Below are 11,741 nucleotides of genomic sequence, written 5' to 3' on the forward strand. Positions count from 1 at the left end.
GTCCTATCCACTGCAGTCGCGAGACGAGCGCACCAGCGGCAAGAACACGGTGATGTTGCCCCTGTTCGATGACGGGAACGCCCAGAACCGTTCGGACCTGAAGATTCCTGCCTTCATGATTGGCGGCGACAACCAGTTGCAGTTCGCGTTCCAGATCCCCCCCAACGACCTGGGCCGCTGCAAGTCCGCGCCGCCGACCGAACTGTTTGCGGCCATCGATCCGCAGTCCACCATCGACCTCACGGGTTTTCGCCACTACCTGGCCATGCCCAATCTGGCGGCCTATGCCAACAGCGGCTTTCCGTTCACCCGGGTGCCCGACCTGGCCCAGACGTCCATCATCCTGCCCAACCAGCCCAGCACCGCAGACATCGAGGTCTTCCTGACCTCCGTGGGCCGCATGAGTGCATCGACCGGTTATCCAGGTACCCGCTTTCAGTTGCTGCGCGCCGCAGACGCCAACAAGGCGGGCGACACGGACATCCTGATCGTGTCGCAGGCCGACGCCGATGGTTTGCTGGAGCAATGGAAGAACCATCTGCCGGCGCTGCTGGCCGCTGGCGCACGGTCCGTCCAGCCCCTGGAGCGGGCCCTGGGATCATTCATTGAGCTGTTCAACCTGGAGTCCGAACACCGCCTCTCCGCGTCCGGCGGGCAAGCCGTGCTGCAAGGCACAGGGCCGCTGGCTGCCGTCACCGGTTTTGAATCGCCCTTGCACAGTGGGCGCAGCGTGGTGGCGCTCACCGCCACCGACAAGGAAGCCATGGGGCTGCTGAGCCAGAGCCTGAACGATGCGGGCAAGATCAAGAGCCTGCGCGGAGATCTGGGCTTGATGCGCGGCGACGCCATCGAAAGTTTCCGCATCAAGCCTGTGTACTACGTGGGCGACCTGCCATGGTGGCAACGCCTGTGGTTCCACCTGCACAGCCACCCCTTGCTGCTGGCCTTGGCGGGCATCGCCACCGGCCTTCTGCTGACCTTTATCGTTTATGGCGCTTTGCGCACCATGGCGCGCCGCCGACTGGCATCCCAGCATGACTGAGTCCCTTCGTCGGCGCACGGCCCTGCAGGCTGGCGGCGGTGCTGCACTGCTGTCCTGGCTGCCAGGCCTTCGCGCGCAACCCCAATCCACGGCAGAACGCCCCGGGTGGCCCGCCTGGGAAGCGTTCAAGGCGCAGTTCATCAACGAAGGCGGCCGCGTCATCTCGGATGATGCGGGAGGAGGACAGACCTACTCCGAAGGCCAGGCATACGCCTTGTTCTTTGCCTTGGTGGCCAATGACCGAACCACCTTCGACAAGCTGCTGCGCTGGACGGAAAACAACCTGTGCGACGGCGATATGACCGCCCGCCTCCCGGCCTGGCTATGGGGTAAACGCCCCGATGGCACTTGGGGTGTCATCGACAGCAACGCCGCCTCGGACGCCGACCTCTGGATGGCCTACGCGCTGGGCGAGGCAGGCCGCCTGTGGAATGTGCGCACCTACCGCGCACTCTCTGCCTTGCTAGCGGCCCGCATCCTGCGTGAAGAAACCGCGCAACTGCCCGGCCTGGGACTGACCCTTCTGCCAGCGCCCCAGGGCTTTGCACAGAAGGACGGACGCTGGCGCCTGAACCCCAGCTACATGCCCATGCACCTCATGCACTGGCTGGCAGCAGTGGACCCACAGCCCGAATGGAAGCAACTGGTGGACAGCTCGCTCAAGGTCATCCAGGGCGCTTCACCCAAGGGCCTCACGCCCGACTGGACCGTGTACGACCCTAAGCAGGGCTTTCTGGTGGATGACAAGGGCAAGGAAAAAGGCCAGGGCAGCTACAACGCTATCCGCGTCTATCTGTGGGCGGGCACGTTGCACGCCAACGCTCCCGGTCGCAAGGCCTTGCTGGATACCCTGCAGCCTATGGCACGCTTCGTGCGCGAACAGGGATACCCGCCTGAGTCCATCGACATCCTGACAGCCCAAGCCTCTGGCCCCGCCCCCTCCGGGTTCTCGGCTGCAGTCCTGCCATTTTTGCGGGCAGTGGGCGACGACCGCACCCTGCAATCGCAGCGCATGCGCCTGGAGGCCCGCCCCTTGCGTCCCACGGCCTACTACGAGCAGGTGCTCGGCTTGTTTGGGCTGGGCGCCATGGAGGGGCAATATCGCTTCACTGCAAACGGCCAACTCACTGTGCGATGGAAACCGTGAAACGCCGCGCACACCGCTGGCTCCCCTCCCTGACCTTGCTCGCCGCCGCCTGCCTGCCCGGGCAGCACGGCGTGCACGCCAGCACCCCACCCGCCATCGAAGCTGAGCTGCTCAGCGGCGCCCGCCTGTGGGCCAGCAAAAACCGGCCGGATATGGCCCGCCAGCTGGTGGACAAGCTGCTGGCCATGGACCCGAACTCTCCCGAAGGGCTGGCGACGCTGGGAGACTTAGCGCTGCGCGAAAAGAAAAGCGACGAGGCCCAGCGCGTGCTGGCCACCTTGCGCGCACGCCACCCCGGCCATGTGATGACCCAGGAACTGGAAACCCTGGTACGCGTGTATGGCCCCGACCGCGAAAAACTGGCCCAGATGCGCTTGATGGCGCGCGCAGGCCGCAAGGCCGAGGCCGCCGACTTGGCGCGCGAGCTGTTCCCGCATGGCCCGCCCACGCTCGGCGGACTGGCGCTGGAATACCACCAGATCATGGGCTCTACCGCCAAGCAGAGCACCGAATCCCAGCGCCAGCTGGCCAGGCTGTACCAGCAGACCGGGGAGTCCCGCTACCGGCTGGCACAGCTGGAGCTGCGCATGTACCAGGGGGGCAACCCGACGGCCGTGGTGCAGGAGATCGAGGCCCTGGCAAAGCAGCCCGATACGAACGCCCCACAGCTGCAAGACCTTTGGCGTCGCGCCCTGGACCGGCTGGCCAACACCCCAGCGAACCTGCCCCGCGTGCGCGCATTTCTGCAGCGCTACCCGGCTGATAGCGCCATGGTGGAACGATTGGCCGCCATGCAACAGGCGGTCGAGCGCGCAGAGCGCGCGGCCCGCGACCCCGCCAACATCGCCCGCCAGGCAGCGCGCACGGCCCTTGACCAAGGCGATATGGAGTTGGYGGAAGAGCAGATCCAGGCGACGCTGGCTTTGCGCCCCCAGGACGGAGAAAGCCTGGGAAACCTGGGGTTGATACGCCTGCGCCAGGGCCAGCATGCGCAAGCGCAGGACCTCTTCAGCCAGGCCTATGCGCTCACACGCCAGAGCCGCTGGAAGGACTTGCAGGCCACTGCCAGATTCTGGGGACTGCTGCGACAGGCCGACAGAGCCGTCGAACAGAACGAACTGGTCACGGCAGCCAGCCTGGCCGAACGCGCGCTGCAGATGCAACCCCAAAGTGCTGACGCATTGACCACCCTGGCGAGCATTCGCGACCTGCAAGGGGACCATGCGCTGGCAGAGAATTTCTACCAACAAGCCATCCAACAGGAGCCCAACAGCACCTCCGCCATCAAAGGCCTGGCAAGTCTCTATGCCCGCACCGGGCGGGTGACCAAAGCGCTGTCCCTGCTGGCCGAGGCTGCCGCACGTGACACCACACTCTCAGAAAAACTCGCCAGTGCCCAGGCCGACGTGCTGGTGGCCCAGGCGGAGGACGACCTGCAGGCCCAGCGCCTGGGCCCCGCACTGCGTGCCTTGGAGTCGGCAGTGGTACTGACCCCCGACGATGCTTGGATAAGACACCGCCTCGCACGTATTTACATACGCCTGGGCCGCCCCCAAGAAGCACTGCACGCCATGGATGAGGGTGTGGCGCGTATTCCGTCCGGCGCCGTCGGTGCCGAGATGTTGTATGCCCGCGCCCTGATACGTTCTGCCCTGGACGAAGACAGCGCTGCCCTCGCGGACATGCAGCGGATACGCTCCGCCGATCAGACAGACGCCATGCGCTCGCTGATGCGGCGCTCTCAGGTCAAGTCGCTCGTCACTCAGGCCCTGAAACCCCTGCCTGCCGCAGAGGTCAAGGCACTGCTACAACAAGCGGAACAAGAAGCGGGCAATGAAGCAGACCTGCTCTACAGCGTTGCCAATGCCTGGTTTCGCCGCGCACAGCCCGCGCGGGGCGTGGCAGTCTTCCATCGCCTGGCAGCGCGTGTCCCCACGCTGGCGCCAGACACGCAGCTGGACTACGCACAGCTGCTCAACCGGGCGGAGGACGATGCCGGCCTCGCCGAGCAATTGCCTCGTCTGCTGCAAGCCAAGGGCTGGAGCGCGGAGCAGGAAGACCGGCTGGTAGCGCTGTATGCAGCGCACCAAGAGCGGCTCATCGAGAAGCAGCGGCAGGCCGGACGTACCAACGAAGCCTCGCGCCTGGCACGCCAGGCGACACCCCTGCCGGACACACTCTCCACACCACGCCAACGCAGCCTAGCCCAGGCACGGTTGCTCATGGCTGCAGCCGAATATGCCGATGCCGCCCAGTTGCTCAAGCCTTTGGCATCCGCACAACCGGATGATCTGTCTGTTCGCATGGCGCTGGCGGACACCCTGTCACGACTGCAGGACACCGGAGACCGGCGGGCTGCGGCCAATGAGGCCGACTGGTTGAAAGACCGCATCCCTCCGAGCGATGTGGGGCAGCAACTGGCACTGCTACGCATCTGGCAACGTATTGGCCGCATGGACGAAGCGCGTGCATTGGCGACCCGTCTGCTGGACGGTTTTCCGCAAGACAGTGACGTGCTGCTGCATGCAGCGCGCCTGGAGCGGGCCAACCGCAACTACGCACAGGCCATGGTGTTCTTCCGCAGTGCGCTCATGCTGGAGACGCGCGGAAAGATCGCCCCCCCTGCTGCAACGGCCCCAGAAAGCCAGGCCCCGGTGCCGATTGATTCCGACCGACCACTGGCTCTCCAGCAGAGTTACACACTGTCCGTCCCCGCCGACCCGGCCGTCGTTGCCAAGATCCAGGGCGAGATCGATGCCATCGAGGCACGGCGTCAGCCTCGGATCGAAGCGGGACACCAGGCGCTGAGCAAGCGCTCCACGGACGGAATCTCCAGCCTGCGCGGCTGGGAACGTCCTGTGGTGGCGTGGATGCCGCGTGCCTACGACGGGCACTATTTCTTGCACGTGGATCGGGTGCAGCTGGATGCGGGCGATCTCCCCGCCGATGGTCCAGACCTGCTCACTTACGGGCAGGTGGCGGCACTACCACCGGGGTCCTCCTTTGCCACCGAGCGACGCCAACGGGGCCAGGGCACCAACCTGGGTTTCGGCTATGTGGGAGACGATGTCCAGTGGGACATCGGAACCACTGGGGTTGGATTTCCGGTGACCAATGTCGTAGGGGGCCTGTCCAAAACCGGCGATCTGGGCCGCTACAGCTACAAACTCGAAGCGTATCGGCGCCCCATCACTGGCAGCCTGCTGTCGTACGCAGGGGCACGCGATCCCATCACAGGCCAAGTATGGGGCGGCGTGGTAGCAACGGGCGCTGCAGGCCGTCTTTCTACCGACATTGGGCCCTACAGCACCTCGCTGAGCCTGAGCCTGGCCGCCCTCACCGGCAAAAATGTGGCAACCAACACCCGCGCCCAGCTGCGGTGGGCACTGGACCGCGATGTATGGCGCCACAGCGATGGCGTCGTCAACCTCGGTGTTGCCGTCTCAGCTTGGCACTATGGCAAAGACCTGTCCGAATTCAGCTTCGGCCACGGCGGCTATTACAGCCCACGCAACTACGTATCCGTCGCCCTGCCACTGGAATGGAGTGGACGCCGCGGCGCACTGACCTGGCTGGCACGCGGGTCCGTCTCTGTATCGCGCAGTAGCAGTGCCGACAGCGACTATTTTCCGCAGAGCGCACTCCTGCAGGCACTGGCACGTGCGCGGCTGGCGGCCGACGGTGGCGTTCCGGTGTACGCGGGCAGTTCGGGCTCGGGTTTCGGGCGTTCGTTCCGGGGGGCACTGGAATACCAGGTCACACCCCATCTCGCACTGGGTGCACAGCTGGAGCTGGATCGCTCGGCCTACTACGCGCCCACCAATTTCATGGTGTATGGCCGCTACCGCTTTGAGCCCGGGAACGCTCCACTGGACAACCGCCCACGGCCGGTGCAGACCTATTCCAGCTTCTGACATGTCCTCTGCCGCTTCATCCTCACGCAAGAGCCCACCTGCAACCAGTGTGCTGCACGCGCTCGCCCAGCGCCTTTGGCCCTCTTTGGGTACAGCCAGCGCCATCCAGCGACCGACAAGCATCGGCATCGCAGGCCTGCCAGACGGCATTGGCCAGTTGCCATCCCATGTGCCCGTCTCTTTGGTTGCCGCCGACAGCAGAAGCGCTGCGGCATGGTTTCCCGCGCTGATCGAAGACGCTTTGGCCGCTGGCCCCTTGGGGCTGGTGGCGTCCAGCACGCAGTGGCTGGACGAGTTGCTGGAGTACCCCGAGCTACGAGCGGCTTACCGCGCTGGTCGGCTCAAGCTCTGGGCGCTATCGCCTGGGTTGCAGGCGCAAGTACAGCGCCATGGACTCAGTCCACTCGTGCAGGAGCTTGAGCGGACCGGTCTGCTGCCACAGCACGCGCTGTATCTGTGCGACACACAGAACCTGCTGTCCGGACTGAACATTGCCCAACTCGCACATGTCAGCGACCAGCTCAGCGCCCTGTGCCGCCAACGGCAGCGCCCGGTGGTACTGGGGTTCACCCCGCCGCTGGATGCCACTGCCCTTTTGCCAACGCTGCGCAACCTGTGCCAGATGTCCATGCACATCGCCACCTTGCATGCTGACGCTGACCGCTGGCGCCTGAGCCTGGACCGCTGGGGTTCGGACACCGGGGCGCTGTTTCAGACCGGCTTTGGCCTAGTGCAAGACGCCAGCACGCACCGACTGACTGCCGACGGCACGCGCACCCAAGGCGCTACCCCCGAACTGGTCACTGCAGCCGACCAATGGGGCGTGCTGGCAACCCGGGCATCGGTGGAGGGGCAACGCGGTATCCCTGGCCACTGGCGCATCGTCGATGGGCTGGAGGACATCGAAGTGGCTGCTGCGACCTGCGTGGCCTCCACGGTGCTGATCGACGCGGGCTCTGCGGGGGATTTTGAATCCCGCGCACGCCTGGTGCACCACCTGCGTCTCTCGCGCCCCCCAACGCTCAAGATTGTGGTGCGCGAGAACCTCGGCAAGTTGCGCACCCACAGCGAACAGGCACTGCTGCAACTGGGCGCCAGCGCGGTGGTCTACAAAGAGGTGGGTTTCTCGCGACTGCTGCAACTGCTGCAGGACATCAACGCTCAGAGCCACACCCGCAAAGTCCACCCCGACTACGCTCAGGCGCTCGACAGCTTCATGCCCCCCCGCGAGCGGGGCTACCAGGCCCCGGGACGATTCTGTACGTTGGTACGCGGCATGCTCGACCGCACCCATGACATTGGCCTGTCGCACAGTCTGGTACGGCTCAACATGCTGGACCGGATGCCGCACCTCGATGCTTTGCGCGCCTGCCACACCTCGCGCGATGGCGACTTGTTCACGGCCGACCACGAAGCGATCTACGTGTTCCTGTTCGCCTGCCGGGAGCCCGATGTAGAGCTGGCACTGCAACGGGTATTCGCGCTGCCGCTGACCCAGCTTTTCACTTCGCAAGCTACGGACTGCTCAGCGCCGGGCATACGCGCGATGACTGAACAGTTGCAAGAATCCCTGCGCAAGGGCTTACCTGACTACAGTGCCATCTTGGCAGCAGTCAGCGCCCCCACACCTGCCGCCCTGGAGGCTCCTCCTGCCACGCCCTTGGCGCAGTTAAGAGAGGATGCGCTGGCACTGCCAAAGCACACCAACGTAGAGAGCCAACAGTCCGCGGCCTCGCCGCTCGTTGTGACAAGACCGCAAATGCGACCACGCCCTATCGGACAGCGCGCCGCGCCACGCCCCCTTGGAAGGACGTCTGCATGACGGCATGGATGCTTGTTTACGTGCTGCTGGGCGTCTTGCTGGCTTGGCCGTGTGGTTGGCTGCTGCGCCGCGTGCTGAAGGGGCGCCAGCCGTTACGCTGCGTGCAGCCCTATCGGCCAAACCTTCCGCAAAGCGAGTCGCCCATTACCCAAAAAGGTGGGATGACCAAAGCCCCATGAACAAAGAGTTTGCATGCGCGTGATTGCTGTCGTTTCGCCGCTCGGCGGGTCCGGGCGTACCACCATGGTCGCCCACCTGGCGTCCATTGGCGCCCGTCAAGGCCAACACACCTTGGCCGTAGAACTCTGTGCCCAGAACCTGCTGGGCATACACCTGGGCATGCCCCGCCCCGCCAGTCAGGGATGGGCAGCACTTGCCGCCACAGGCTCTTGGTGGGCAGACGGCAGCTTCGACAACACGGACGGCGTCTGCGTTCTGCCCTTTGGCCCAGCGGCACCAGAAACCATCACGACGCTCCACCAGTTGCTCGCTGCCAACCCACAGTGGCTGCAAGACCAGGTGGAACTGCTCGACGTACCAGAGGATTGCACGATACTGCTGGACACACCGCAATGGCCTTCGCCGCTGGCCCAGGCAGCGCTGCGCTGCGCAGATGCGGTGTTGGTGGTCATGGAAGCGTCTGCGCGCGGATGTGCCAGCACGGACGTCGTACGCGCCATGCTGCAGGCGTCGCCAGCAACGCCCAACGTGCAGGGCATCGCAGTCACGCGTTTTGACCCGCGCCGCGTATCGCAACGGGAGGCGCTCAGCACATTGCGCCAGCAGTGGGGAAGCCAATTGCTGCCCTATACCGTGCATGAAGACGAGAACCTTTCACGTGCACTGGCCGCATCGCAATGCGTGAACGGCATGGCACCGCATGCACAGTCCGCGCACGATCTCCAGGGCATCTTCCATTGGCTGTCGGCAGTGCCTCCGTTGGCGCCGCTGCCTGCGCCCGCAGCTGGAGTGGTTGCACCATGACAGACCAGGCGCCCTCGGGCACCACCACACCTACCCCGGCCACCGAACAAGCGGACGCACTGGTGCCCACTCGCAAGGCACTGATGTGGCTCGGGCGCCAGCTTGAGGTCGGGCATGAGGCTCCCTGGTGGATGTGGTTGTGGCGCTGTTTCGTTCTGCCACCCTCGCCACAGCGCGCATTGCGCCCCTGGTTGCTACGCCCAGTGCGCGGGCTTTGGGCAGGCCTCGGCTGGGCCATGCGCTGGCTCTGGCGAGTCCTGGCACTGGCGCTGACACTGGTTTTCTGGCCCATCCGGCTTTTCCTGCGTGCCATGGACCGCCTGGCCACCCACGTCAACGTGGGCAAGGGCATGCGACTGGCAGACCAGTGGCTCACACCGGCCCTGGAGATTCCTGGCCTGCGCTGGGTGATCCTGGCGGTGGGGGCGGTCACCGGTCTGGTCGTCATGACCACCCCATTCAACTGGTTCGGGCAACTGTTGTTCATGCTGCTCTGCTGGGGACTGTCCCTGGTGCTCCGGCGCCTGCCAGGCCGCTATCCTTCGCTGGCGCTTGCAGCGATCAGCCTGCTGGCGATGGGGCGTTACGCCTGGTGGCGCCTGACTTCATCGATTGAATTCGACTCGGTCATCGAGTCCTTCCTGGGCTACGGCCTGCTGGCGGCAGAGGCCTACACCTGGTTGGTGGTGGTGCTGGGCTTCATACAGACTGCCTGGCCCCTGCACCGCAGTCCGGCGGAGCTGCAAGGCGCACCCGCGTCCTGGCCCACGGTGGATGTGTACATCCCCACCTATAACGAGCCGCTGAGTGTGGTGCGCACCACGGTGCTGGCGTCGATGGCACTGGACTGGCCCAAAGACAAGGTCAAGGTCTTCATCCTGGACGATGGGCGGCGCGAGGAATTCCGTGCCTTTGCTGAATCCATGGGCGTGGGCTATATCGTGCGGCCCGACAACAACCACGCCAAGGCTGGCAACCTGAACCATGCGCTGGGCAAGACCGATGGTGAGCTGATCGCCATCTTCGACTGCGACCACATTCCCACACGCTCCTTCCTGACCACGGCCGTGGGCTGGTTCCAGCGCGACCCGAAGTGCGCCATGCTGCAAACGCCGCACCACTTCTTCTCACCCGACCCGTTTGAGCGCAACCTGGGCACCTTCCGCCGTGTGCCCAACGAAGGTGCCCTGTTCTACGGTCTGATCCAGGATGGCAATGATTTCTGGAACGCCACGTTCTTCTGCGGTTCCTGCGCGGTGATACGGCGCGGCCCTTTGCTAGAAGTGGGCGGCATCGCAGTGGAAACGGTGACCGAGGATGCGCACACCGCCCTCAAGCTGCACCGGCGCGGCTACACCACGGCTTACATCAACGAGACGCAGGCCGCCGGCCTGGCCACCGAGAGCCTGTCGGCCCATGTGGGCCAACGCATCCGCTGGGCGCGAGGCATGGCGCAGATCTTCCGCGTGGACAACCCCTTCCTGGGCAAGGGCCTCACACTGTGGCAGCGCATCTGCTATGCCAACGCCATGGTGCACTTCTTCTTCGGGCTGCCGCGGCTGGTGTTCCTCACCGCGCCCATGGCCTTCTTGTTTTTTGAATGGCACATCATCAACGCGGGCGCCATCATGATCGCGCTGTATGTGCTGCCATACATCCTGCAGTCCAACGTCGCCAATGCGCACGTGCAAGGCGAGCACCGGCACACGTTCTGGGCTGAGGTCTACGAAACGGTGTTGGCCTGGTACGTGGCCCTGCCCACCACGGTGGCTCTGATCAATCCGCGCCTTGGCAAGTTCAACGTGACAGCCAAGGGCGGGCTGGTGGACGAGCCGTACTTCGACTGGGTGATCTCCCGCCCCTACACCGTGCTGGTCCTGCTCAACTTCGCAGCCTTCGGCATGGGGCTGCTGCGCCTGTTCTTCTGGAATACCGAGGAAACCGCCACCGTACTCCTCAATCTGCTATGGACGGTCTACAGCATCCTCATGCTGGGTGCTGCGTTGGGTGTGGCATCCGAAGCACGCCAGGTGCGGCGAATGCACCGCGTGGCCACGCAATTGCCCGCAACCTTGTACCAGGACGACGGAACCGTGCTTCAGGCCCTTTGCATCGACTTTTCCATGACTGGTGTAGGCCTGCAATTGCCTGAAGGCACTCCACTGGCCGTGGGAGACAAGGTGCAGGTGGGACTGTGGCGCAACGATATGGAATGCACCTTTCCAGCCACAGTGATGTTGCACAGAGGCCAGAGCGCCACCGGTTTTCAGTTTGACCCCATGACGCGCGAACAACAAATCGACCTGGTGCAGTGCACCTTTGCCCGCCCCGACACCTGGAGGCAATGGAACGACAGCCACGATACCGACCGACCTTTGCATGGCCTGCAGGAAATCGCGCAGCTGGGCGTGCTGGGCTACCGCAAGTTCTGGACTTCGCTGGTGGAGTCGGCACGCAGCCGATGGCCCCTTCGCAAGCAGCGCGGGCAAGAAAGGCTGCCGGCATGAGCTTCTGGCATTTGATTTTCCTTGCCAAGGTGGGCCTGTACTTTGGTGGCTATATCGGCTTGAACTGGTGGCTGAACCTGCTGTTGTGGGCGTCCATGCTGCCCCCCATTGCGCACAAGGGGTGGCGCCGTGTACGCGCTGCAGTCGCCGTAGCGGCTGCCATCGCACTGCTGTATGCCGACTCTTACCTTCCCAGCCCAGGACGCGTGCTGTCGCAGCTCAAAGCGCTGAGTGGCTTCAGCGCGGACTACTGGCTGGAACTTGCCCAGCGGGTGTTCAACCCTGAAATGCTGCTGGTGGGACTGGTCGGCATCGTGCTTTATGC

At 64.6% G+C, this 11,741-nt stretch carries 8 protein-coding genes; all 8 read left to right on the top strand.

The window, feature by feature from the left end; genetic code table 11:
• A partial coding sequence (locus AC04MI_RS19530) for a cellulose biosynthesis cyclic di-GMP-binding regulatory protein BcsB (RefSeq protein ID WP_476498469.1) occupies positions 1–1,042 on the top strand: 1,042 nt, incomplete at its 5' end.
• The gene (gene bcsZ, locus AC04MI_RS19535) at positions 1,035–2,189 is read left to right on the top strand and encodes a cellulose synthase complex periplasmic endoglucanase BcsZ (protein ID WP_436078072.1); all 1,155 of its coding nucleotides are present in this window, start codon (positions 1,035–1,037) and stop codon (positions 2,187–2,189) included. The genes AC04MI_RS19530 and bcsZ, both read left to right, overlap by 8 nt.
• The gene (locus AC04MI_RS19540) at positions 2,186–6,103 is read left to right on the top strand and encodes a cellulose synthase subunit BcsC-related outer membrane protein (RefSeq protein ID WP_476498470.1); all 3,918 of its coding nucleotides are present in this window, start codon (positions 2,186–2,188) and stop codon (positions 6,101–6,103) included. Before bcsZ ends, AC04MI_RS19540 begins: the two co-directional genes overlap by 4 nt.
• Position 6,104: 1 nt before the next feature.
• On the top strand, positions 6,105–7,925 hold the full coding sequence (locus tag AC04MI_RS19545; protein ID WP_436078074.1) for a BcsE family c-di-GMP-binding protein: 1,821 nt from the start codon (positions 6,105–6,107) through the stop codon (positions 7,923–7,925).
• Complete coding sequence (locus tag AC04MI_RS19550; RefSeq protein WP_143227243.1) at positions 7,922–8,104, top strand: hypothetical protein; 183 nt, start codon at positions 7,922–7,924, stop codon at positions 8,102–8,104. Before AC04MI_RS19545 ends, AC04MI_RS19550 begins: the two co-directional genes overlap by 4 nt.
• Positions 8,105–8,117: 13 nt before the next feature.
• Positions 8,118–8,909 carry a cellulose biosynthesis protein BcsQ gene (gene bcsQ, locus AC04MI_RS19555; protein WP_436078075.1) on the top strand — a complete coding sequence of 264 codons (792 nt, stop codon included), beginning with the start codon at positions 8,118–8,120 and terminating at the stop codon, positions 8,907–8,909.
• A complete protein-coding gene (bcsA, locus tag AC04MI_RS19560; RefSeq protein WP_436078076.1) occupies positions 8,906–11,416 on the top strand; it encodes a UDP-forming cellulose synthase catalytic subunit in 2,511 nt (836 codons plus the stop codon). The genes bcsQ and bcsA overlap by 4 nt, the downstream gene beginning before the upstream one ends.
• Positions 11,413–11,741 (top strand): cellulose biosynthesis protein BcsG (gene bcsG, locus AC04MI_RS19565; RefSeq protein ID WP_476498471.1); only part of this gene is annotated, 329 nt, incomplete at its 3' end. The genes bcsA and bcsG, both read left to right, overlap by 4 nt.

This window comes from Acidovorax sp. LjRoot204 (genome assembly GCF_056175785.1).

Excerpts from the sequence above, each read along its gene's own strand:
- bcsZ (WP_436078072.1), top strand. The coding sequence starts at position 1,035 with ATGACTGAGTCCCTTCGTCGGCGCACGGCCCTGCAGGCTGGCGGCGGT.
- AC04MI_RS19545 (WP_436078074.1), top strand. The coding sequence starts at position 6,105 with ATGTCCTCTGCCGCTTCATCCTCACGCAAGAGCCCACCTGCAACCAGT.
- AC04MI_RS19550 (WP_143227243.1), top strand. The coding sequence starts at position 7,922 with ATGACGGCATGGATGCTTGTTTACGTGCTGCTGGGCGTCTTGCTGGCT.
- bcsQ (WP_436078075.1), top strand. The coding sequence starts at position 8,118 with ATGCGCGTGATTGCTGTCGTTTCGCCGCTCGGCGGGTCCGGGCGTACC.
- bcsA (WP_436078076.1), top strand. The coding sequence starts at position 8,906 with ATGACAGACCAGGCGCCCTCGGGCACCACCACACCTACCCCGGCCACC.